Origin of the sequence: Spirochaeta cellobiosiphila DSM 17781, from assembly GCF_000426705.1 — a bacterium.
GTDB lineage: Bacteria > Spirochaetota > Spirochaetia > DSM-17781 > DSM-17781 > Spirochaeta_E > Spirochaeta_E cellobiosiphila.
This window is the reverse complement of sequence record NZ_KE384557.1, coordinates 137,758-162,360: the sequence shown is the minus strand read 5'-3', so window position 1 is coordinate 162,360 and position 24,603 is coordinate 137,758. Positions and strand designations below refer to the sequence as shown.

Sequence of the window (24,603 nt, the reverse complement as noted above, 5' to 3'; positions counted from 1 at the left end):
ATAAAATGATAAAGAGAGGTTTCATGCAAGGAAAAGTAAAAAACATCGGTTTCATATCTACCCGGCTTCAAGGTACAGATGGTGTCACCTTAGAAACAGCAAAATGGGTAACAATATTGGAAAAGAATGGATACAACTGTTTCTTTTTTGCCGGTCAATCTGATTGGGACAAAGAAAAAACCATGGTCTGCCCTGAGGCCTTCTTTGATCATCCTACTATTAAAGAACTACAGAAGGAATGCTTTGGTAAACAGAAACGTCCTAGTCAATTGACTGGAGAAATACACCATCTTAGGCTTTTATTAAAAGAAGCACTGTATGAGTTTATTACGACCTTTGCCATTGATCTGATCATACCTGAGAATGCCCTGACCATACCCATGAATATACCTTTGGGAACGGCTATAACCGAATTAATAGCAGAAACAGGTATCCCTACGATAGCTCATCATCATGACTTCTATTGGGAACGTCAACGATTTATGGTGAACTGTGTACCTGATTTTCTTTCCATGGCCTTTCCCCCCACCCTTCCCAGTATACGACATGTGGTCATCAATACTCCCGCAGACCAACAATTGAGTTTTAGAACAGGTTTATCTGCTATGGTCATTCCCAATGTAATCGACTTTAATTCCGAACCACCGGGAATTGACGATTTTACTAAGCACTTTAGAGAAGATTTAGGTATTAAAGATGATGACTTATTGATTCTGCAACCTACGAGAGTAGTGGCCAGGAAGGGAATTGAACATGCCATTGAAATCGTTGCACGACTCAATAATCCAAAAGCAAAATTAGTCATTACCCACGAAGCAGGAGATGAAGGATACTCTTATCAGAAACGTATCGAATCTTATGCCCAAATAATGGGAGTTGACCTTATATTAAAACCCGACTTGATCGGTAAAGTAAGGGGATATACTAAGGATAAAAAAAGGGTCTATTCTTTGTGGGATGCCTATCCCCATGCTGATATAGTGACCTATCCCTCTACTTATGAAGGATTTGGGAATGCCCTTCTGGAAGCCATATGGTTCCAAAAACCACTCCTAGTGAATAGATACAGCATCTATGAAATGGATATAGAACCTTTAGGTTTTGATGTGGTAGCTATGGACGGATATGTTACAGATCAAGTTGTGGAAGACTTCAGAACGGTTTTAGAGGACAAAAAAACAGCCCAAAAGATGGGTAAGAGGAACTTGGAAATAGCCCAACGGTATTTTTCTTATGAGGTTCTTGAATACAAACTTAAAACATTACTTTTACAGATTGAAGGATTGGATCAAACACGACTCACTTAATGCCGATAAGTTTGTTATGAAAAAGCTAATCTGTTTAACATTATTAATAACAAGCTTAACCATTATGGTATATAGCGAAAAAGGTTATGCCAGTTGGTATGGGGGCGTGTTCCAAGGCAAGCTAACTTCAAATGGAGAAGTCTTTGACACCAATCTCCTGACAGCGGCTCATAAGACTTTGCCCTTTGGTACCATTGTCAAGGTGACCAACCTGGAGAATGGCAAATCTGTAGAAGTACGGGTAAACGACAGAGGACCTTTTATCAAGGGTCGTATTATTGATTTAACTCGCAAAGCCGCTTCCCAATTAGATATGCTAAATTCAGGTGTGGCCTATGTTGAATTGCATATAGTGGAACATCCAGAAGAGATACAAAAAATAATCCAGATAGGTTCTTATAAAAGCCCCAGGAATGCTCAAAATCAAGTCAATATACTAAAAGAAAAAGGTTTTAATGCCCACACTCATCGAGCAGAGGGAGTTATTCGTGTCTATATAAAGGCTGTTCCAGAATCGGAAATTCCCGACCTTAAGCGACAATTACGCCAGGCCGGGTATTCATCAGTATTGGTAAGAAGCCCCTTCTAGGCTTCTTCCGGTTCTTTTAATAAAGGTTCACCTGCTAAACGGATTCCTAAAAGTCCTAAAGGTGCTGTAATAACAATGGATAAAACAGCAAAAGCCAGAATGATTTCTCCCTCGGCTACTCCCGCAGCAAGAGGAACAGAACCTATAGCTGCTTGAACAGTCGCTTTTGGAAGATAGGCAATCACACAAAAGATCCTCTCACGCATAGTCATGCCACTTCCCAAAGTGGAGAGAACAACACCTACACTTCTCGAGGCCAAACCAATTCCTAATACCATCAAGCCCTTGAGACCAGCAGAGACAGCAGTATTAACATCAACTGATAATCCAATAATAACAAATAACATGATCTCAGCAAAAACCCAGGCCTTGTTCAATTTTGTAGCTAATTCCTTAGCAACCTCGGGAGATCGTTCTAATAGGATAAATCCAGCAGTCATTATTCCCAGAAGCCCTGCGGTTCCTGTCATATCACCGATTTGAAGTAGAATAACGGAACAACCCAGGACAAGGAGGACCTTTTCAGTGGCTCTCATACTAGGATGAAGACGCTTATACAATTCACTTAAAGCAAATCCAAGAATCAATCCTAAAACCACACCAACTACTATAGAAATAGGTAAAGAAATGAGAGCTTTACCTATCTCAACAGAATGTTGGGTTGCCATCTTCAAGAACATAGTGAACATGGTGATAGCATAGATATCATCAAGACTGGCTCCAGCAAGTATCAGAGTAGGAACCTCTCGTCGTCGTCCGAATCCCTTTTCAATGAGTACCAGCATACTAGGGACAACAACAGCAGGTGAAACAGCAGCAATAACAAACCCTGTTATCCCGCTGACGGCCCAGGACCAACCTAGTAAGAAATGACAGGATAGAATAATAGCAGTGGCCTCAAAAGTAGCCGGTACAAAACTAAATAATCCTGCCGTCTTCCCCACTTTGTGAAGAGTTTCCTTCTTTATCCCTAAACCCGCACGTAAAAGGATGATAATTAAAGCTAAATTCTTAAGGAAAGGGCTAATTTGCCATAAAGAATCTGGCATAGCCGACTTAAGAAAATAAGAGAGCCCTACTCCCCATAAGGTCATTCCCAATACACTGGGAAGTCGAAGTTTGTCCGCAATCTTACCTGCTATATATCCACCTAGCAGAATAAGAACAAAGGCCTCATTCAAATTTAAAGACACAACACACTCCTTATCACAAATATTGTAGCATAACAAAAGTTATTACAATCTGAGTCAGAACAGGAAGGATCAAACCACCACGAAACCAGGCTATAAAACCTGCCCCGGCTAATCCACAGGTCACGGAAAGAGCTTCCCCTGGCAAATCAAGATAGGCACCAGGAAGAATCAAAGCTCCTAAGGCAGCCAAAGGCATAAGATCAAGAAACTCCTGTGCCCAGGGCTTGAGATTCAATTTGGCAAAAATAAAAACAGGAAGAACTCTTATAATATAAGTAATGATGGCTGATATAATAAGAATGACCCAAATATTATTCAACTTAGTTACCCTTTCTCAATTTTATATAAGTAAAAAGCGCTGAAGTCAGAACCATAGAGAGTACAATACCCCAGCCTATAGATATTTTAAGACAAACAACAAATATTGTATTTAATAAACCTGCAAAACCGGCTATAGCCAAGGCTAGTATATTTTTCTTAATCTCAGGCATCAAAAGGGACAAAAAGAGAGCATATAAACTGCCTCCTACCGCTCCTTGCAGGCTACTAGGAAGGACACTACCTATTAAGTAACCAGCCAAAGATCCTCCGACCCAACCGGACCAGGAAACAAAGGCAAGAGCCCCCAGAAAATAAGGGGAGAGAATTCCTTTTCGCAGAGAAGCTACAGAATAGTTCTCATCAGTAATACCAAAAGCTAAAGCCAGTCTCACACCAAGGGAACTATTCTTCAGACGAGGTTGCAAACTGGAAGACATAAGAAAGTAGCGAAAATTAACCAAACAAAAGGTAAAGATGATTTCAATAGGACTTACACCAGAAGAAATTAAATTTATCATAAGAAATTGAGCAGCCCCAGTAAAACATAGCATGGAAAAGCCTACACCTGGAACTAAGGGAATACCTGCTTCTTGAGCTAATAATCCAAAGGCGATAGCCGCAGCAAAATATCCCAGAAAAATAGGAATACCAGCTATAAAACCATCTTTAATAAAGTGAGACTTTGTGGTCTGTATCATATTAGTATTTCAGTAAAATCCTTATAGATAATTACTGATAATCTGCGATATAGCAAGCTTCGTCAATGGTTTAGCAAAAATTCCAACAGGCTTTGTTGCTTCCACACGTTTTTGTGTTTCTTGATCATTGTAGGCTGTCACATAGATCACTTTTTGCTCAGGAATACTTTCTTTAACCTTTTCAACAACATCAATACCAGTCATTTGACCTTGTAGATTTATATCCATAAAAACCAAAGCCGGTCTTGAATGGATAATCATATCAACCGCTAGTTCACCTGAGCCAGTACCTTTGACAATCGTCATACCAGCTTTTCTTAATATCTGTTCATAATGAAGTCTAATGATTGACTCATCTTCTACAACCATCACAGTTTTACTCATACAGGAACCCTCTTAAGAAAAACTTATATCCCTACTTACACAGTTTATTACATTTATTAGAAAAGTCAAAAAAACACTTTAATTTATGTGTTGACATAAAATCCATTTTTTGGCTTAATAGTTCTCACGTTGGGCCTATAGCTCAGTTGGTTAGAGCACCTGACTCATAATCAGGCGGTCCTTGGTTCAAGTCCAAGTGGGCCCATTTTAAGCACTCTATTTAGTAGAGTGCTTTTTTTATGTCCAAAATCACAGAGGAATAGCTTTGCCCCTTTGAGAATAAAAAATTCAGTGAATTAGTTAATGTTTAATATTTTATGTTTGGTGAATAATGTAGTGGCTGATAACCCTGATTTAATTTATCGATAATATTGGGTAAAGGGATGTCGACATATTCAGTTTATACCCTGTGTAAAATATGATTCAACAGGGTCAACTCAAGCCCTATGCGGTTACCCCGAGACAGTGGGGACGATTTTTATTTCGGATATTTGATATATGTGTCAAAAAGATATTTACAGAGTATCCAGAGGGTATTCATAAGGATACGATACAAGTCCAAGAGGGCTAAAATAGCGAAGGGATAGTCCTTCGCTATAACAGTAAAAGTCCCTGTAAAGAGGAAATCCTTTCAGGATTTGACCATGAACCTCTATACTTACCATTTATATCAAATTCCACTAACTGTTTACCCTTAGTTCCATTATCCCGGCCATGACCTTGCCAGTTAGCTACTAAGACACCACCATCAGGGAGAATTTCAAAAGCAGCATAGAAAAAAGGGGCTATCTCTTCAGGGACTTCATTATGTCCACCGAATGTTTCTAGCAATTGGCCTGCTTTATCAAATTTTGCCATAAAGGCACCATATCCTGCAGAAACAATTGTTGATCCATCCTTGTATCTATGAGCAAGCCATGCATGTAGAAATTTATCATGAGATAGTTTTTGGATTTCTATAAGTTCACTGTTAGTTTCAAGAAAATGAGAATCAGAGCCTATTAGGAATGTCCCTGAATCTGTTGGTCTCATCATTCTGACATAGACCCCCTCCCTTGTAGCAACATTTACAAGTTCATCTCTGGGGTTTAGAGTAAGGACATTAATTCCTTTCTCTTCAAGATCAAGTCCAGTAACTAAGGTATTCCCGTTTTCCATACGCCTACAGGAGGAAACGTCCTTCCATCTATCTACAACTTTATGGATTTGGCCTGATTTGCTATCTAATTCAAAATAGCCCCGATCAAAACCGACCAGAGCTAAGTTAGTACCAATATGTTGAAGGTCCCGAGCTAGAGGATAATCATCTATATTAAGAGTCCATCCCCAATCTGGGTTAGTCGTATCATAAGTACCCAAGGTCTGCTTTCCTTCATCATATCCAAGAAATTTGTATTTCAGTATCATATAGCTACCAGTATTTTTTCCAATCTCTATTCAATCGCATCAGACCTTCAAAATAGAAGTAGTCGCCCCATATATTACATTCATCTACACCTACATTTTTAGGCATATCATAAACAGCATGAAGAAGTAATCCATTGGACTCGGGATGAGTAACGGTTGCGCACTTATCAGTTAGATTTTTTAACATACTTATTGATGCGTTTTTATATATTTTCTGTAGATTCTTATCATTATCCAGAAAACGGCAATACTCCAATAACCCGCAAGCTGCTATGGCTGAGGATGAAGAGTCTCTGTTAATATTATCTCCTGATAAGGAAAGATCCCAGTAACTTATATCATCATCAGGCAATCTGTTTAAAAAATAGTTGGCAACATGGGACGTTAGATTAAGAATATCCCTGTCCTTTGTATAGCCAAAGCTTAAGGGAAAACCATAAATGGCCCAGGCTTGACCTCTTGCCCAGCAAGAATCATCTGAGAAGCCCTGACAAGTGCTGCCAAACCGTGGTGCTCCTGTTTTAACATCCATATAAAAAGTGTGATATGTTGAGGAATCCTCCCTCACAATATACTTTGCCGCTTGTTTAACATGGGATACAGCGGCGTCTTTGTATTTATTATCACCAGTTATTTCTGAAGCCCAGTATAAAAGGGGTAAATTCATACAACAGTCGATGATAAGCCTCCCCTGCTGTTCGGGATCTGACAGATCTCCCCATGCCTGGATAATTCCTGCAATAGGGAAATATCTTTTCATTAATTTATCTGCCGCCAATAGAGCTGTTTCTTTAGCGAATTCATCTCCCGTTATTTTATAGGCAGCCACACAGGATAAGGTATATAAGAAACCTATATCATGGGTATTGATAAGATCTTCATGATTAAGTCTCTCCCTAAAACTTTTAACCTGTTTCATGGCAACATCTTTATATTTATTCTCCCCAGTATACTCATATGCCAACCATAACATTCCTGTCCAAAAGGAAGCAGTCCAACAGGTATTGTCAATCGCTGGATAGACAAGATTGATACTAGAAGCGGCTGGGAATTTATCCGTAAAGGTATCTAGACTTTGATCTATTTTACTTATAATGAAATCCAGAGCTTTTTTTACACTTTCCCCTGAAAAAGTGGACTCTTCTTTATATCTTTCGATATTTTGTATACTCTCTAATATCATTTTATCTCCCCTGTTCATCTTTTATTCACTAGAGCTAACACTTCTGGTGGCAGACATTGACAACAGTTATAAACATCTGGAATGGAACTCATAATTTCCTTCTCTGACACCTTTACTGTTTTAGCAATGACACAGCTAATCAGAATATGTTCTCCAGGAGTAAGGTCACACTCCAGTATAGGAATATAGGTATTCGGACTCATTAGATTAGAATTGGGTGCTGAATTTACCCCTCTGGAATTTCGTTCTGGTCTTATATTATGGATACAACTTATTCCAGCTTCAGTTTGGATATAAGAATGATTCATCTCCTTATAGAAATCTCTGTCATCATAGGGAAGAGGAAACCCTCCTTCCACAGTACGAAGAGAAGTTTCATTTTTTATATGATGCACTCTTACAATCCAATCATCTACAGGTATTTGATAAGTGGTTATTTCAACATCTGTAAAAGGTTTCCAAGAGGATGAACCATATTGTTCTGATATGAAATGATTATAACTTTCTTTTTTAAATCTGTAGAATTCATCCTCTTTAGAAACGAGCAGCATGTTATCCGGTGCCAGCTTGTCTATACCAAACAGGTCAACTGCGATATTAAATCCAAAATTATAAGAGTAAGCGAATTTTTCATATTTCTCACTCATATGGTTATGTTCGTTACTTATTCCTGGTGTGAACTGCCCATTTGCAATGACATAACTGTGGTTATTTCCATGTATATTATGAATAAGAAATCCCGTCTCTTTCTGTACAAAAATATTATTATTCTGCACAAGAGGGGCCTCTTTTGCCTGCCAAAAAGGATGATCCTTTCCTATAGCTAAGGGCAAAAAGGCCTGAAAGGACCACAACAAAGAAGAAGGGGAATTATATCTTTCACTCATATATAAGTTAGGATAGGCATAACCAATTTGCTGAATTCCTGTCTCACTATAGATACTCTGCTTAAACCACCATCTCATGTTTCGCGCCCATAGTCCCCGTACTTCGTCCCAGGGCAGGGCTTCTAAATTGGCAAAAACCAAGGCTCCCCAGAAAGCACTCTGAGCACAGTGATAGGTTAGACTCCTACCATAGGCTATCCCAGAACCTTCAGGAGAAAACCAAGTTCTGTATTGTCGTGCAAATAAAGTTGTTTTTTCTTTAAATGTCGATGTAAAATCTGGGCTAAAATCAGGACATATTGTGATAAAAACTAATCCAAGAAGATAGAACCCCCAGGGGGTATAATAATCCCGATTTCTCCTCTCACTCTTATCCCCATCATTGAACCAGCCATTACCAGCATAAAAGCTTTCTATCTTGTTTATACACTCATCCATAACAGAAGTATTTGCATATTCAGGAGCCAGTTTTAGTAATACACCATTAACAAGTAAAGGGAAAAAAAGCCAATTGCATTGAGGAACTTTTACACTGTTAACCTGAGATAGCCATTTGACAATCGTCTTTTTTTTCTCAGGGTTAACAGGATCCCAGAATACTTTTGGCTTCAAAAATAAAGCTAAAGCAACAGTTGGCATCTCAACAATAATCTGATCAAAATCCCTGGGATTCCCCCAGAAATTATTACTGTCCGGATCTAGTCCCGACCATAATTTATCTATAACTGGTTGGAATTGTTTATATTCTGAACTGCCCCCAAGCCAGGAGATAAATCCCCATAAAAACCTTGAGACAAACTCCATATCCATTGCTTTCTTATTAAAACTGGTTCCTTTATCCCTGTTATCTATGCGGTTATTTAATAATTCTAGATAGGGAGTCATACTATCATTTAATGCAGTTAAAGCACTGTCAAAACTATCAAGTTTATTATCAAAAAGTGATTTATAGATCATTTATTAACCTTTTATACCTGTTGACGCTACACTTTCTATAAAAAATTTCTGTAGAGAAATAAATAGAATTATTACAGGGATTAACGATATCATTGATGCGGCCATTATAAGCCCGTAATCAGCAGAATATTCAGCAATGAACATTCTTAATCCAAGCTGAATAGTTTTTAACTTCTCACTATTTAGATAGATAAGAGGTCCCATAAAATCATTCCAAACAAAAACATAAGTAAAAATGGTTAATGTAGCTATGGCAGGTGTAGAGAGAGGTAGCATAATCTTTGAATAGATAGAGTACTCATTTAATCCATCAATACGAGCGGCATTCAGAAGCTCATTGGGAACATTCATATAAAACTGTCTCATCATAAAGACCCCAAAAGCACTGAAAGCCTGTAAAACAATAAGAGCCATATGAGTATTCACTAATCCAAAGCCCCTCATCATTATAAACTGAGGTACCATATAGACTTGCCATGGGATAGCTATAGTTCCAACATAGGCTAGAAAGAGAATATCCCTCCCCTTGAATTTTAATTTTGCAAAAGCATATGCCGCAAAACTACTGGAAGCTAATTGTAGCAAAGTGATAATTATAGTTAATTTAAAGGTATTTAAAATAAAAGTTAAATAGGGAATCCGTGTCCATATCAGGGCATAATTCTCCCAATGAGGATTTGATGGGATCCATTCAATGGGATACCTGAAAACGTCTTTATCCAGTTTAAATGATGAGGATAGCATCCATAAAAACGGCATAATCATTGTAAAAGATATACCTATTAACAATATATACAGAAAAATCTTGTTTATACTATCTTTCTGTTTCTGTTTTACATATAACTTACCCATTTCTTCTCCATTCTGAATTGAATCAGTGTTACTATTAAAACAATTGCAAATAATACCAGAGCGATAGCACTTGAATATCCATATTTAAAATGTATAAAGGCTTGATTATATATGTGATAAACAAGAACGTTGGTTGCCCGGCCTGGACCGCCATTTGTCATAACGAAAATTAAATCAAATACTTTAAAACATGAGATTGTTAACATCATCGAGACAAAGAAGGTAGCAGGAGTAAGCATGGGTCTTGTAATATGCCAGAATTGTTTCCATTTGGAGGCACCATCTAGTTCAGCTACCTCATATAGGTATTTAGGAATACCCTGAAGAGCGGCTAGATAAATGATCATATAATATCCCATTCCTTTCCAGATTGATGCTAATATAACGGTTGGCATCGCCCATTTTGTGGAGGCTGTCCATCCAGGAAGATTTTCAATACCTATCTTTGACAAAATGCTATTAATAGGCCCCATTGTAGGATGGAAGATCATATTCCAAACCACAGCAACAGCGACTAAAGAAGCGACGTATGGGAAAAAAAAGATAGTTCTAAAAATATTCCTACCTCGTATTTTACTGTTTAATAAAACAGCCAATCCCAGTGAACACACCAGAGTTAGAGGTACTGTTCCCAATGTATAATAAACTGTATTAAAAGTTGATATTCTAAAAGTTTCATCCTTTGCCATATGAATAAAGTTATTCAAACCGACAAATTTTATCTCATTCACACCATCCCAGGATGTAAATCCAAGTAAAAGAGAAAATATAATAGGGAAAAAAGTAAATATTAAAAATCCAATAAAATTCGGTAATAAAAAGGAATAACCGACGAGATTGCTTCGTAATTCTTTCTTTTGTTTGATAGTCATAGCCAATTCCTAATAGCTAAAAATATAAGTCTGCCTTATGGGCAGACTTAATTATTATTGTGCTAATTCTTCAGTAACACGTCTTGTCATTTCTGCAAGACCTTCATCTACACTATTTTCCCCAATAAGAATAAGTTCATGTTCTTCGTTTAAAATAGTCTCTATCGCACCTACTTTAGGATGGATAGGCAATTCAAGTCTTACTTTCTCAGTAGCTAATGCTTCTTTACTTGCAGGATCTTCAGGAAAACCTTTCATAGAAGAAAGTATAGATAATACACTCTCATTTCTAATGGCAGGTAAGTTTCCTGTTTGAGCAAGAACTTTAGCTCCTTCTGTTCCTGTATAGTATTTAATAAAGTCCCAGGCTGCTTCTTTTTTCTTAGAATTCGAACCTATAGCCAAAGAAGTGATTGTCCCAGCAGTTGTTCCTGCCACAGCATCTGGCTGATGAGGGAATTTGACAAGACCCCAGTCCATGGTTGCTTCACCAGTTTCATGTTTCTTAATTAACGTACTAATAAACCATGAGCCCATTGGTAACATAGCAATACGATCATTATAGAAAAGACTGGAGTAATGAAGATTACCTACTTTTAATGAGGAATAATCCATTATGGCCTTGCTGTTTTGGAGATCAATGATCATATCGTACATTGGTTTCATAAAGGAGTAATCATTAGAAATGATACTATGCTTACCATCTTGTACTGTTCCTAATTGAACTGTAGATCTCCAGGTATGATGGTGTCCGCCGTATATTCTATCCGCACCTTCTCCAGAAGATACTTTTTTGGCCAAAGCAGCATACTCATCCCATGTCATATCGTTTGTAGGATAAGGAACACCTGCTTTATCAAAAATGTCTTTGTTATAGTACATTAGCCAGAAATCACTTCTGAAGGGGATAGCATATAAATTACCATCAACTGTGATATCATCTGTGAGACCACTATATTTTGATAAGTCAAAATTATCACGGTCAATATAAGTATTTAAAGGATCTATAAGTTTACGCTTAATCATTCCTGAATACCCGGGGATATCTTTTACAGTGACAATATCAAGGTCATCACCACCGGACAACATTATGGATAACTTATCCTGATATTCGTTTGCAGGAATATTGATTAGTTCAATTGATACCTCTGGATGCTGTGCCGTATAAGCATCTATTAGTGGTTGTAGATAAACAGTCTGTTTAACATCCCATGCAACCATACGCAAATTGATTTTTCCATTATCAGCGGTACTTTCCTGGTCTCCATTCGCAAAAAGCCCCAGACTGATCACAGAAATAAGTAAAACAAACAATAAGTTTCTTTTCATTTCTAGCTCTCCTTAATTAATTCTGCAATCAGTATAAGTTCACTTTAAAAATTCTGGACATGTGAATAATTACTATAAAATTTATAATAAATTATGATTCACCAATTTTTCATGTAAAATATTAATGTCTACTTTGCACTATATTAAGATAGGACAGAGGGGAAACGGGGGAATGATTTTTATTCGATCATTTCAAAAGGGTTTAAACATTACATTCATTGTCAGCCAGCCAGGCGCTTGGACTTACTCCGGTAATCTTTTTAAAAACTTTACTAAAATAATATTGTGACTCGAAACCTGTCATTTCAGAGATATCATACATCTTGTAGACCTTCTGCTTTAACAAATCCTTAGCCTTCTCAATTCTTTTTAGATTATGATAGTAGGAAACACCGTAATTATTGTGTTTTTTAAATACAGAACAAAGATAATTGGGAGACATATTAAAATGCAAACCAAGATCCTTTAATTCAATTTTTTTAAGGCAATTCCTATCGATATATTTTCTTATTTGATCAGCCAATAGCTCTGTGTAGCCTGTTCGTTTCTCTTTAAATTCTTCAATAAAACCGGCTCTGATCTTTTTAATCCAGTCAATTGTCTGTTTTACTGAAGTCATTTCATAAAGAGAGTAATATCCATTCTTCTCTTCTCGAAAACACCTTTGTAATAGTTCTTCTGCATTAGTCATATATGTCATTATCTCAAAAAGTATGGAAGAACAAATATTAAAACTTTCAGATAATAAAGCCTCTTCAGAATCAAGTTTTGTAATAAAAATATCAATAATCTCTGTAAATAACTCTATATCATAACTTTCCAGAGATAATTTAAGCTTTTCCCTTTTTTCTAAAAGATCATCATGGGATACTTTTATATCACTTTCTTGTATATTTTTATATACAATAATTCGGTCTTCAGAATTACAGTAACTAAGGGCAGCTCTCGCTTCTTTATAGGATGTGGAAATATCTTGAATATTGTAGCAAATACTGCCGATACCACTATCTATTCCTATATTGAAATACTTTTCTGCCAGAACATTACAGTTTTTTAGAATAGTCCCTAGCTCATCCTCACTCTTTAGAACGAGCGCCTGCTCTTGTCCTGCCCCAACTATTGTAACAAAATTTTCAGCATCCATTGGTAAAATATATATATTTACAGATCTCTCCATTACCTCTTTGATAACCTGAATGGTGGAAATCATACTTTTATTTTTATCATCTTCAGACATTTTTGCATTGTTATAGGTAATCCTGCTGTATATAACAGAATATTCTAAACCTTCCAGGTCAACACCGGCAATTTTTTTGGCAGATAAAACATCCTCCTTGGCTATAAACACATTATTTAAGAGTTTTATGTAAAATATTTCCTTAAAGATCTTGGTTGCTGAATTGAGTTTATCACCATTATTAGATCCCGTTTTTATTATTCCAGATAAAGCCTTATTCACTGAATCAATTAGAATATCAGGTGTCAATTCGAGTTTTACAAGATAATCCACGGTGTTAAATCTCATGGCCTGTCTTGCTATATTAAAATCTTCATAGCTGGATAAGACAATGAATTTAATAGATTGATCTTCCATACTCTGACATCTTTCAATCAGCTGAAGACCTGTAAAAACTGGCATTTTTATATCTGTAATGACAATATCAGGTTTAACATTCTCAATGAGTTTTAATGCCTGTTCTCCATTTGAAGCACTGCCAACTATATCTATGTTGTATTTGTCCCAATCAATCATGGATTTAATCCCTGCAATAATTAAAGGTTCGTCATCTACTACTATCAGCTTGTACATTCGTCAAAACCTCCCTACCTGGAATTAAAATATTAACAATAGTATATTCATTAAGACGGCTCTCTATGGTTAAGCCGTATTCCTCTCCAAAAAATGATTTCAACCTCAGATTAACATTGCTAACCCCAACATGATTAAAGGATTTTTCAGAACCTTTATGATCATCAAAGATACTAGCTAGTGTGTGCTCTGGAATTCCCATCCCATTATCTTTAATAGAAATAACCAGATTATCATCACTATTCTTATGAATATGGATATTTATCTCTCCTTGAACTTGTTTAGGTTCAATACCATGGGTTATGGCATTCTCAACAATAGGCTGTAGACTGAATTTTACAATCTTGCATTTTTTAAGATCTTCAGATTCAAAAACTATTGATGTCTTAACAATACTTCCAAATCGTATACTTTGGATATTCAGATACTGTTCGAGCAAAAATATTTCTTCTTCTAATGAGATTATTTGATTTGTACCCTTTGAAATATATTTCAACAAAGTAGCGAGAGAGTTTACCATTTCCGGAATACCTGTCGTCTTTTGAGCAATAGCCATCCATTTTATGGAGTTTAATGTGTTATAGAGGAAATGAGGATTTATCTGATTTTGCAAGACCCGGAACTCTAGATTCTTTTTTATCTCTTCATCTTGAATTCGCTTATTAATAAGCTGCTCTATTCTGCTAATCATTTGATTAACACCTTTGCCAATAATACCTATTTCATTCTCATACTCTATCGATTTATCTATGGTGAAATTCCCTTCTGAGATCTTCTCTATTCTATTTCCTATATGGAGGATAGGAATGTTAATTGTTTTATCAATAAGAAATACAATGGAAAAGATTAGAAAAGCTATCAGGAAAAACACAAAAAAAAGGAACCGTAGGAAAATATAACCTTCCCAGTCCCATTTCATACTAGGTACTGTCCTTGCAATAAAAAAGCCATCAGTCAAACCTTGATATATGACAAGAAGTCTTTGCTGGTCATTAATATTTATTTTTGTAGTTGGAATCGTATTATCTTCAGTGCTTATTAGAATATTTGAAATTTCTTTATGTTTTACAGTGGAACTAAGAGAAAGTCCTTCCCTATTTAAATGATAGACTTTATCTCCAACACCAATAAAAAAGGTTTCATCATCCGAAAAGTCTTCTCTATCAAAATACTGAGTAAAGATATTACTGTTAACAGTAATAAAAATATCTCCCAGATATTTTGATTTATTAGTATCAGAGGTAAAAGCCCTGTGCCTTACATAGACTAATCCACCATCTGAATATTTAAAAGGTTCTTCTACCAGTCTATTATTGACACCACTCAAGTATTGTTGAGCTCTTAAACCATCACTATAATCGCCATTTACGTATCCACTCTGGATATAATAGCCCGAAGCATTACCTACCAGAACTTTATTTATATACTGATGAAGACCACTGGTATATATAGAATTCCTTATAAAATTATAGGCATTCATAGATTTATGTTTTAAGTTCTCTTCCGGTTCCATTGGTGTACGTAAAAGAGAATTTATTTCTGAATTAATAGAAAACCAGACAATCATATTGTCTACCAGTTTTAATTTCATATCCACGTTATCAACAATGATTTTAAGTTTACTGTATACGGTTTCTTTAATATTATTTTCTCTAAGATCCTTGAAGGTAAAAAAACTGATAAACACCGCAAATACAAGAGTAATTAGAGTAATGGTTATGCTGTAAAATAATAAATTTGAACGTAATTTATTAAACATGGTTCAATATTTTATTACATAAAAAAGCAATTGGCCAGAAATATAATATCGACACTGATCTCCCAAAACTAAGTTACCCCAGTTTTTTAGAGTCTTCATTTACATTGATTTCTTCAGTACTTATTATATCTATACTTAGCTATAATAAGAGGTTACCCTTTCCAGAGCAAAAACATTTCTCTTTATGAGGAGGTCAGAACTATGGCAATAGATACCCAAAAATTATATCAATTGAGAATTAATAAAGCCATCGATTATATCAATACCCACTTAGACAGCAAACTCAGTATTGAGCAAATCAGTAATGAAGTTTGTTTCTCCTCTTATCATTTTCACAGAATATTTACCGCCTTTGTAGGAGAATCTCTCTATGCTTATATCAATCGCCTACGAGTAGAAAAAGCAGCAGCCCTCTTATTAACTTCAACAAATAATGTAACAGACATTGCCTATATAGTAGGCTTCAGTGATTCTTCCGTTTTTGCACGAGCCTTTAAAAAACGCTTCGGGTGCTCCGCCTCTTCATGGATTCAAAAGAAAAATAGCAAGAATCATCAAGTCAACAAAACGACCATCCCCTACAATAAAATAAGAGCAGAAGAGGTAAAGGTCTCGAGAATATCAGAAAGACGACTTGTGTATATACGCAATATAGGCCCCTTTAGTGGAAGCCCAAAAGTCTTTATGGATCTTCATCTTAAGCTATTGGCAGAGTTGAATAATAATTCCATTGATTGGGAGGAAGATAAAGGTTTTTTTGCCCTATATCATGATTCCTACGGGATTACAGAAGATAACAAACAGAGGATTTCTTATGGTGTTATTTCTCAAGACAAAATCACTGATGACGCTTCTCTGGGAGCCTTAAAGATTTGGGAGAATGATTATCTTATAGCCCGCTATACCCTGAGTAATGAGGAATATGGAAAAGCTTGGATATCCTTGTTCCGAGAGACCCTCCCCTCTATGGGAATGGAACCTGTTGATGGTTTATGTTTTGAAAATTACTACAAAGATTGTTATGACAAGGATTTAATAAAATCTATAGTGAGAATCGCTGTCCCTGTAAAGAAAATGAAATAGGAGAAAAACTATATGCTTCAATTTACAAATATTACAAAGGAAAACCTTGATACAGAGCATATCTGTTGTGCATTTTCTGATAAAAAATGCACAGATAGTTATCAATTGAAAAAAGAATGGCTAAAAGAACAATTGTCCAATGGTTATGTATTCTATCGACTAAATGAACGGGCAAAGGTCTTTATCGAATATGGTCCAGCAGAAAAAGCATGGCTACCCATTATAGCTAATAACTACCTGAATATTAACTGTTTCTGGGTATCAGGAAAATATAAAGGCAAGGGGTTGGGAAAGAAACTCTTAAATCAGGTTGAGAACGCTGTAGGAGAGCAAAAGAAAGATGGGATTGTAACGGTTGCCGGAAAAAAGAAATTTCACTTTATGAGCGATGGTAAATGGTTTCAAAAGCAAGGTTTCTCAATTGTGGATGAAACGAAGTCAGGCTTCCTGCTTCTTGAAAAAAAGATTACAACATCAGCATCAATCCCAGTTTTTGCTCCTGAGGCTACTGAGGGAACCTGTCCAGAACAGGAAGGTCTTGTTATTTACTACTCTAACCGATGTCCTTATTCCGAATATCATATTCGAACATCCTTCGTTGAAACGGCAAAAAAGCGAGGGATACCTTTTACTATTCATAAGCTGGAAACCTTGGAACAGGCCCAAAAGGCGCCTAGTCCGGCGACTATCTTCAGCCTGTTTTATAATGGTAAATTTGTGACAACAGATTTAAGTGTTTGTATGGATAGCCGTTTCGATAAGCTATGGAATTCGTTAACGTAAATTTGTTCCCACATCAAACTTTAGACCTTCTACAACTAGATAATCTCCACTGATTGAAACAGAATACCCAAATCCAGCATCAAAAAACTTTGAAGCCAACTGTTTGTTCCTATCCTGTGATAGTACCACTTTTGGGAACGCTACCAGTGTTTGAGCCATTATCATCATAACTCGGAGTACACAAAAAATTGTTTTTAATTGCAAATGAGATATATTACATCTTGTAAACATGATGAATGAACATTTAAAGATATGGACAAAAGATTATCATAAAAAACAGCGATTTGAAGCTTGGTCTGAAGCTCTCAACAACTCTCATATGGGATGGTCTCTAGATAAAAGAGACGATACAGTCTATGGGTATATTAAAATGCATAGTATGGGACGTTTCAAATTGAGTAATTGCAGTTGTTACTCCCCCTGCAGTGGAAGTAGAGCTGGAACTCAGATAGCCAGAGAAAATACCTCTTACTATGCTATTCTCACAGTACAGAACGGTTATGAAGTCATAAAAAGACGTGGAAAAGAACAGAAAATTTCAAACAATGACATTTATTTATGGGATACAAATGAAACGCTATCCTTCCGCTCATATTCAGCTATTGAGAAAAACACTTTATTTGTTGAAAAAGATTTTCTCGAGAAACTATTCCCTCAAGTGACTCAGATGATAGGTAAAGTATTTGATGGGAAACAGGGTCTTGGCCCATTTATTCACTCAAATCTGATGACTTTAAGTAGCCGTTTTGATACACTTGATCCACATTCGACATCTATTATAACAGATTCGACATTGGAACTCCTGAGTACATGGATGTTACGTCTAAATCCAGTTACAACTACAGGACATAGAACAAAGTTATTTAATCAGATATCAAAACACATAAAAAAGAACCTGAACGACCCTGATTTATGTCCGGGAAAAATTGCAAAGGACTTTGGTATCAGCCTTCGGTCACTTCATCAACTATTTTCCTCAACAGAAACCTCAGTATCTCAGATGATTAGGCAACAAAGATTGGAACAATGTCGTCATGAAATTGTTAGAAATAAGAATCCAAAACGGACGATTACCGAGATTGCATTACAATGGGGTTTTAATGACTCTTCCCATTTCTCAAAATGCTTTAAGGAAATGTATAATGTTTCTCCCCGACAATATTTATCTTCACGACAATAGCAGATATCACACAAAAAACAGTAGGAAATATGATGATCTATAAAAAGCCATCCATTTGTGGATGACTTTTTGTTTTCCCTAATATGAGTTTGCCTAAACAAATAAAATTTTATTACTTATATAAGTAGATTGATGCAAAAGCCTTATTCAACTTAGTACCTAAAGCACCAATAACTAAAGATTTGTCATTCAGAGCAGGTATAGAAAAATACTCGTCCATAGCCCCACTAGGGTCGGTAAGTTTACTTACAGCATTCCAATTATTACTTTCTGTCCTGGAGAACATGTAAACAGCACCTTGAAAGGTATTTTCACCAATAGTTACTTTTTGAGCCCCTACCAATATGGTATCTCCACTAATGGCCACTGTTCCGAACTCGTCACCAGCTCTTCCATCTGAAGCGATTAGGTTTTTGATATTTCCCCAACTGTTTCCACTCATTCTTTGATACACATAAGCGCCTCCTTGAGCACTGTTGTTCATAATTTTTAAGTTTGTGTCTCCTATTACAAGGTAGTCTCCATCCAAGGCAACACTGATACCGAAGTTCTTATTATAATTCAGGTCTGGAGCAGAAAGTTCCGTTCTATTCCCCCAAGAATTGTCTCCCGCTCTTTTATACACATAAACAACCCCACGGTAATTTTTACTGTAGGCGCCAATTGCAATTGTATCTGCATCTAGAGAAATAGCTTTTCCAAATTGTATTCTTAATTCTGTAGAGGAGCCAATAATGGTTTCACTTGGATTACTCCATCCATTATCACCTTTCTTATACACATAAACAGCCTCCGCCCAACCAGTACCAATAGCAGCAGAATCTCCATCTATAGAAACACAATAACCAAATTCATCTTCTTTGGCTCCATCAGAAGCTTTAAGGACCTTTTCATTTCCCCAGTTATTAACTCCCGTCCTTTCATAGATGTAAGCAGCTCCTTTGGTATCATCCAGATCAAATCGAGCACCTACAAGAATATAGTCTCCACTGATTGAAACGGAATATCCAAACTCAGAATCCGATTTCTTACCATCCAACCTATGTCCTGAATCCCAACTGTTTGGTCCTGTTCTGTGATAGACGTAGACAGCTCCCTTTTCCTTATATTGTGGAACGCCGAATACCGCATAATCTCCATCAATATCAACAGAGAATGCGAAATCATCTCCTCCACTCACACCAGAAACATTAACTTCATGAGCACCAACCCAATAAGCAAAAAGCGTTTTATCACTACCGGGCATCTTTAATGTATCTCCGGGACGAAAGAATTCACCTGAGCCGTCTGGGGCTGTATTCCATCCAACAAAAAAAGGATAGGATGTCTTTACAAGATTTCCCTCATTACCCGCAACGGTCACACTGTCACCTTCACGAAAAGTACCACTTTGAGGAACACTTCCAGTGTTTGAGCCATTGTCATCATAGCTAAGTGTATAAGTTTTAGTTACATCACTACTACTGGGGTTCGAGCAGCCTGTAAAAATAAAGATAGCTCCTATAAATAACAGTAGTGTTTTTTTATAATTCATATTTTTATCCTCCTAATACTTTAGTAACTTTTCAGTTACACATATCTACATACAGTTCAGTGTAGAATTGAGACACAAGGAGTTTCTTGCAATTCTGTGCATAAATACTTGTTTTTAAGTGCAGTAAATGAATATAAGGGTATTGAATTTACTAACCTTCTAAAGAAAAAGGATGGGAAGGCGAATTCTCATTCCATTGATACTGTCCCCGACCTACTTTTCTTAACTTTTGATCAAGAACTAAAGCTTTTAAAACTCTTTGTAGCTGACGTCTACTACAGTGAAGTTGAAACTGAGCCGCCTGAAGATTATCAAGGATCAGATCCTCACATTCACTTAATATATAATGAATTAATCGATCTTCCAGTTTTTGATGAGTGAAGATAGATTGGGATAATTCATAAAACTTGCGAGACTGAACCTGAACCAGATATCTTAGGAAAACGACATCCTCCATGAGAGCCTCTTTGTACTGAAAGGATAAAGAGACACAGGCTACATCACTGAGCGCTTCTACCCAGAGAATGGTCTGTGCTCCAGTGATAAGTTCTAGCTCTCCTAATAAAGTAAATTGATCTGAATGACACACAGCATATTCACTTGAATCTTCTCGTATGCCAAATAGTTTTATACTTCCTGAATGAATAAAGAGCAAATTCTCCAGATTTTCTACAGGATTAACAATATACTCCCCTTTGGAGAAATGACAGTAATTCAAAGGATACTGTTTATCATATAGGTGTTTGAGAACATTATGTTGTTCCATAATATCTTCTATAGCACCAGAATCCCTAATCAGTTTCATGAGTCTTCCTTTTTCTCCTTTTTGTGACACATGTCACTTATTCAAATATACTTTTCGCCTATAGTCCAGGAGAGGTTAATTATGGAAACAAATGAATTATTTGAAAAGACACCTGTTCCAAAGGCTTTCTTCACCCTAGCCCTGCCCTTAGTAATGAGCATGGTCATAACGCTTATATATAATGTGGCTGATACCTTCTTTATTGCCCAAACTAATAACACAGCCCTTGTAGCCGGAGTATCCATTGGAGCGCCCCTATTCACTTTTATGATAGCCGTTGGAGATATTTTTGGTTTAGGAGGAGCTTCCCTTATATCGAGATTATTTGGGGAAAAGAAGGATGAAGAAGGTAAAAGGGTTAGTGTCTTTTGTTTCTATAGTTCCCTTATATTTGGCATCATAGTGGCAATCTTTTTGCTTATATTCCAAACCCCTATTTTACATCTACTTGGGGCAGATGGAACGACAATGGTCCATGCTGCAGCTTACTATCACTATATTGCCCTGGGAGCCCCACTCATCATTTTAAGTTTCACCCCCAGTAATATTGTCAGATCCGAAGGTTTTTCTTCTGCCAGTATGAAGGGAAGCATTTTAGGGACCGTAATAAATATTATCCTAGATCCTATCTTTATCTTTCTTATGGAATGGGGAGCTGCTGGAGCAGCCATAGCGACAATCATTGGATATGGTGTTACTAACATTTACTTCCTATGGTTTGTACTAAAGAAAAGCAAAAAACTTTCTATTAACCCAACTTACTTTAAAATTCCATCCTTCCATATCACACAAGTACTGCTTATTGGAATCCCTGCGTCTATTACGAACTTCATGCAAGGCTTTTCCCTTGCTTTAACGAATCATTACCTACGTCCTTATGGTACAGACAAGATAGCCGCCATGGGAATTGTCATGAAATCTGTCCTGATCATTACCCTCATTCTTTTAGGGTTCTCCTTTGGCGCCCAACCACTAATGGGCTATAACTATGGTTCAAGGAATAAGAAGCGCCTGAAATCAATTGTCAAATTCACCTTCACCTTTGTAGGTGGTTTAGCGTTTCTTCTCAGTATATTATTCTATGGATTGGCCCCCCAATTGATGACGTTCTTTATTGATAATTCCAGTGTTATCGCTAATGGGACACTAATGTTCCGCTATCAAGTGATAACCATGACCTTTATGGCAATGATTTTGGTCTCAACAGTGCTCTTCCAGGCTGTCGGGAAAGCCGCCCAAGCTTTTATATTGTCAGCAGGAAGACAAGGAATCGTCTTTGCCGTTTTCATGCTTCTGTTATCACGAGCAGCTGGTTACCAGGGAGTCATTTTGAGCCAGGCCGCCTCAGATATTTTCATGGCTATCGTTTCTTTACTTTTATTATTAATGTTCATGAAAAAAATGAAATAGGATTAAATGAATACTATGAAAGCGCAGGAATCCCTGCGCTTTTACTTCATGATCAATTGTTAAATTCAATGTATCTACCAACCTGGGTAGAGAGATATCGCATAGGTACCATCCTTTCCTGATTTTTCACTTATAACAAGATAATAAGTCCCCCCACTTGATAGAGGCTGATAACCAACTGCCTCGCTAGAATTTGCACCTTTTTTATCTATTTCACCGTCTATGGAAGTTTCCAATTTAGCATCACTATAGAGAGTGAAGGCCACATCTATCTCTCCAGTCATTGGTGTCACTGTTGTAACCACGAAATCTTTATCTTTTGGAAGAGTAAATTTGTAGTAATTTTTACCGTTTGCAATAATTGAAAGATCCTTATACTCACGATCATACGTTATCTCAGCAAAACTATAAACTTGGACTATCACCACTGGTGGGTTGAGAACATGCTGAAAGAAGAAGAACAACGATAATAAACAATACTCCCATGTATTTCTTCATAAATAACTCCTTTAATACATTCAAAAATATTGACGTCGATAGTCTTCAGATAACTGACTTAACAGTCATTTATTGACTATACAGTCAGATACTATATACCAGGTTATTATTTTTTCCAAAGCAATAATGATTATTTATCAAATTATTTTATCTGCAGAGGTTTATCTAAGTTATGATTCTGTTATTTTAAATAGATAGAGTATAAGGAAGAACTGAAAAGGAAATAGAACCTTGTCTATAGAATTATCTTAAAAGAAAAAAAGAGGAGGTCAGTCCAGCGTTGTATTGATACATGGTAATGAGCTTGGTCATAACTCTCATCTCAGTTAAGCCTTTCTTCAGGGACTATCCATGCATTTACTAAAAAAATAAGAAAATATAAGAAGACAGCCAGGCCTTGTCCCTCTCTACTCTTAGTAAAAAGAGGAGTCTGTACTGCTTTATCATTTTGAAAGGCCCTTTCGAGATTTTTGAAAGGTCCATTCGAAACTTTTGAAAGGCCCTTTCGAGATTCTTGAAAAGCCCAGTAAAAACAAAAGGGCCTCTCCATTGTTTAAACGAATAAATAAAAGATGGACACAAGAGAGCAATTCAGAACAAGATAAACTATCAATAATAATTCATTATATTAACGCAAAGGAGACAGGCTTTGGACTGGATCAAAAATATAAATCGAGCCCTGGATTATGTGGAAGAACACATACTGGAAGACTTTGACTATGAATTAATTGCCAAACAGGCCCATTCATCCAAATTTCACTTCCTTAGAGTATTTACCATGCTCACAGAGAAGACCTTAGGAGAATACATTAGGGAAAGACGTCTATCCCTAGCGGCCCAGGAGATAATGGCTGAGGAAAAAAAGATCATAGACATAGCCCTCAAGTATGGATACGAAAGTGGCAGCGCCTTTACAAAGGCCTTTAAGCGCTTCCATGGCCAAACACCTATACAGGCTCAAACGTCCCAATCCATCCTCAAAGCAACGCCTCCCTTAAAACTTATCATTCAAGTGAAAGGAGAAGAAAGAATGGATTACAGAATAGAAAAGAAAGAGGCCTTCACAGCCATAGGGGTCTCATTAGATGTGACCTCTAAGGATGGGGCAAACCTACGGATAATACCAGAGTTCTGGAAGAAAAAAGAGGACGATGGAACGATAGCTTCTATCACTCCACAGACAACATCCCAGGGATTACTGGGTATTTGTTACGATTTTGATATGCCCCAAGAAAAATTCAAATATCTGATTGGTGTTGAAGGAGAGACTCCCTCAGATAAGATGGATACAGTTCTTGCTATTGAAGCTAAGACATGGGCGATCTTTCCTGGACAAGGTCCCATGCCAGATTCCATCCAAAGTGTATGGAAAAAAATATTCAGTGAGTGGTTCCCTGCCACTAACTATGAACATGATGAAGGCCCGGAAATAGAAGCCTACTACAAGATGGATGAACCGGATGAATACTTTGAAGTATGGATACCAGTTAAATTAAAATCTGGAGATAAGGCTTAAGGAATTTGTTTTTCCTCCTCTGATGTTTTTTCGGAGGAGGAAGGATTGATCAAGTATAGCCTAGATAATTATTGTAAGTTTGTTGTCTTTCAAAGAAAGGAAACCTAATTAGATTCTTTTATAGCAAATTGTTTTAATTCTCCCTATAGAGATAGATTTATATTTAACATGTGAATGGACAACAGGTCCTTTAATTATGCTTAGTATAACTATGGTTATGTATCCCTTTTTCAAATGTGTTACAAT

The 24,603-nt window shown here is 36.7% G+C and carries 23 protein-coding genes and 1 tRNA gene; 8 read left to right on the top strand and 16 right to left on the bottom strand.

Annotated elements, in window-relative coordinates; all coding sequences use genetic code 11:
* The first annotated feature begins 23 nt into the window (after positions 1–23).
* Positions 24–1,307: a glycosyltransferase family 4 protein gene (locus K345_RS21425; RefSeq protein WP_053228386.1), complete on the top strand. Its 1,284-nt coding sequence runs from the start codon at positions 24–26 to the stop codon at positions 1,305–1,307.
* A gap of 16 nt (positions 1,308–1,323) precedes the next feature.
* The gene (locus K345_RS21420) at positions 1,324–1,896 is read left to right on the top strand and encodes a septal ring lytic transglycosylase RlpA family protein (RefSeq protein WP_211227909.1); all 573 of its coding nucleotides are present in this window, start codon (positions 1,324–1,326) and stop codon (positions 1,894–1,896) included.
* On the opposite strand, the gene K345_RS0115675 is transcribed toward K345_RS21420, so the two are convergent.
* Genes K345_RS0115675 through K345_RS21410 form a run of 4 tightly spaced genes read right to left on the bottom strand, consistent with a single transcriptional unit; the run spans position 1,893 to position 4,492 of the window.
* Positions 1,893–3,089: a cation:proton antiporter gene (locus K345_RS0115675; protein WP_028974975.1), complete on the bottom strand. Its 1,197-nt coding sequence runs from the start codon at positions 3,087–3,089 to the stop codon at positions 1,893–1,895. The two genes, K345_RS21420 and K345_RS0115675, sit on opposite strands and share 4 nt — an antisense overlap.
* Before the next feature lie 13 nt (positions 3,090–3,102).
* Entirely contained in the window at positions 3,103–3,408 is a 306-nt protein-coding gene (locus tag K345_RS22545) for an AzlD domain-containing protein (protein WP_053228384.1), read from the bottom strand.
* A 1-nt stretch (position 3,409) separates the two neighbouring features.
* Positions 3,410–4,108 (bottom strand): AzlC family ABC transporter permease, encoded by a 699-nt coding sequence (locus K345_RS0115665; protein WP_028974974.1) that lies wholly within the window; start codon positions 4,106–4,108, stop codon positions 3,410–3,412.
* A 21-nt stretch (positions 4,109–4,129) separates the two neighbouring features.
* Entirely contained in the window at positions 4,130–4,492 is a 363-nt protein-coding gene (locus K345_RS21410) for a response regulator (protein WP_053228383.1), read from the bottom strand.
* 131 nt (positions 4,493–4,623) lie between these two features.
* Here K345_RS21410 and K345_RS0115655 point away from each other — a divergent pair.
* Positions 4,624–4,697, top strand: a tRNA-Ile gene (locus K345_RS0115655).
* A 389-nt stretch (positions 4,698–5,086) separates the two neighbouring features.
* On the opposite strand, the gene K345_RS22540 is transcribed toward K345_RS0115655, so the two are convergent.
* The 8 genes from K345_RS22540 to K345_RS22535 form a co-directional block, all read right to left on the bottom strand.
* Positions 5,087–5,899 carry an NHL repeat-containing protein gene (locus tag K345_RS22540; protein WP_053228382.1) on the bottom strand — a complete coding sequence of 271 codons (813 nt, stop codon included), beginning with the start codon at positions 5,897–5,899 and terminating at the stop codon, positions 5,087–5,089.
* Positions 5,900–5,903: 4 nt separating this feature from the next.
* Positions 5,904–7,082: a glycoside hydrolase family 88 protein gene (locus tag K345_RS0115640; protein WP_211227908.1), complete on the bottom strand. Its 1,179-nt coding sequence runs from the start codon at positions 7,080–7,082 to the stop codon at positions 5,904–5,906.
* Between the two features lie 14 nt (positions 7,083–7,096).
* Entirely contained in the window at positions 7,097–8,926 is a 1,830-nt protein-coding gene (locus K345_RS0115635) for a DUF2264 domain-containing protein (protein WP_028974972.1), read from the bottom strand.
* 3 nt (positions 8,927–8,929) lie between these two features.
* Complete coding sequence (locus K345_RS0115630; protein ID WP_053228381.1) at positions 8,930–9,778, bottom strand: carbohydrate ABC transporter permease; 849 nt, start codon at positions 9,776–9,778, stop codon at positions 8,930–8,932.
* Complete coding sequence (locus tag K345_RS0115625; protein ID WP_028974970.1) at positions 9,760–10,650, bottom strand: carbohydrate ABC transporter permease; 891 nt, start codon at positions 10,648–10,650, stop codon at positions 9,760–9,762. Before K345_RS0115625 ends, K345_RS0115630 begins: the two co-directional genes overlap by 19 nt.
* Positions 10,651–10,704: 54 nt before the next feature.
* Entirely contained in the window at positions 10,705–11,979 is a 1,275-nt protein-coding gene (locus tag K345_RS0115620; RefSeq protein ID WP_028974969.1) for an ABC transporter substrate-binding protein, read from the bottom strand.
* Positions 11,980–12,181: 202 nt separating this feature from the next.
* The gene (locus K345_RS0115615) at positions 12,182–13,789 is read right to left on the bottom strand and encodes a response regulator (protein WP_028974968.1); all 1,608 of its coding nucleotides are present in this window, start codon (positions 13,787–13,789) and stop codon (positions 12,182–12,184) included.
* Positions 13,764–15,548, bottom strand: coding sequence for a sensor histidine kinase (locus tag K345_RS22535; protein ID WP_053228380.1), 1,785 nt, complete (start codon positions 15,546–15,548; stop codon positions 13,764–13,766). The genes K345_RS0115615 and K345_RS22535 overlap by 26 nt, the downstream gene beginning before the upstream one ends.
* Positions 15,549–15,749: 201 nt before the next feature.
* Here K345_RS22535 and K345_RS0115605 point away from each other — a divergent pair, with 201 nt between their 5' ends.
* Together K345_RS0115605 and K345_RS0115600 are read left to right on the top strand one after the other, a co-directional pair.
* Positions 15,750–16,631, top strand: a complete 882-nt coding sequence (locus tag K345_RS0115605; RefSeq protein ID WP_028974967.1) for an AraC family transcriptional regulator — start codon at positions 15,750–15,752, stop codon at positions 16,629–16,631.
* Between the two features lie 12 nt (positions 16,632–16,643).
* Positions 16,644–17,414 (top strand): GNAT family N-acetyltransferase, encoded by a 771-nt coding sequence (locus tag K345_RS0115600; protein ID WP_028974966.1) that lies wholly within the window; start codon positions 16,644–16,646, stop codon positions 17,412–17,414.
* Here K345_RS0115600 and K345_RS23195 read toward each other — a convergent pair.
* On the bottom strand, positions 17,406–17,582 hold the full coding sequence (locus K345_RS23195; RefSeq protein WP_211227907.1) for a hypothetical protein: 177 nt from the start codon (positions 17,580–17,582) through the stop codon (positions 17,406–17,408). The genes K345_RS0115600 and K345_RS23195 overlap by 9 nt on opposite strands.
* Positions 17,583–17,646: 64 nt before the next feature.
* On the opposite strand from K345_RS23195, the gene K345_RS0115590 reads away from it, so the two are divergent.
* Positions 17,647–18,594, top strand: a complete 948-nt coding sequence (locus K345_RS0115590; RefSeq protein ID WP_211227906.1) for a helix-turn-helix domain-containing protein — start codon at positions 17,647–17,649, stop codon at positions 18,592–18,594.
* A gap of 112 nt (positions 18,595–18,706) precedes the next feature.
* On the opposite strand, the gene K345_RS0115585 is transcribed toward K345_RS0115590, so the two are convergent.
* Both K345_RS0115585 and K345_RS0115580 read right to left on the bottom strand, forming a co-directional pair.
* On the bottom strand, positions 18,707–20,128 hold the full coding sequence (locus K345_RS0115585) for an InlB B-repeat-containing protein (protein WP_028974964.1): 1,422 nt from the start codon (positions 20,126–20,128) through the stop codon (positions 18,707–18,709).
* A 151-nt stretch (positions 20,129–20,279) separates the two neighbouring features.
* Positions 20,280–20,933, bottom strand: coding sequence for a Crp/Fnr family transcriptional regulator (locus tag K345_RS0115580; protein ID WP_028974963.1), 654 nt, complete (start codon positions 20,931–20,933; stop codon positions 20,280–20,282).
* A gap of 81 nt (positions 20,934–21,014) precedes the next feature.
* Here K345_RS0115580 and K345_RS0115575 point away from each other — a divergent pair, with 81 nt between their 5' ends.
* Complete coding sequence (locus tag K345_RS0115575) at positions 21,015–22,343, top strand: MATE family efflux transporter (protein ID WP_028974962.1); 1,329 nt, start codon at positions 21,015–21,017, stop codon at positions 22,341–22,343.
* Between the two features lie 74 nt (positions 22,344–22,417).
* On the opposite strand, the gene K345_RS0115570 is transcribed toward K345_RS0115575, so the two are convergent.
* Entirely contained in the window at positions 22,418–22,771 is a 354-nt protein-coding gene (locus K345_RS0115570; protein ID WP_211227905.1) for a hypothetical protein, read from the bottom strand.
* A 719-nt stretch (positions 22,772–23,490) separates the two neighbouring features.
* Between K345_RS0115570 and K345_RS0115560 the strand changes: the two genes are divergently transcribed.
* On the top strand, positions 23,491–24,357 hold the full coding sequence (locus K345_RS0115560; RefSeq protein WP_028974959.1) for an AraC family transcriptional regulator: 867 nt from the start codon (positions 23,491–23,493) through the stop codon (positions 24,355–24,357).
* Positions 24,358–24,603 lie beyond the last annotated feature (246 nt).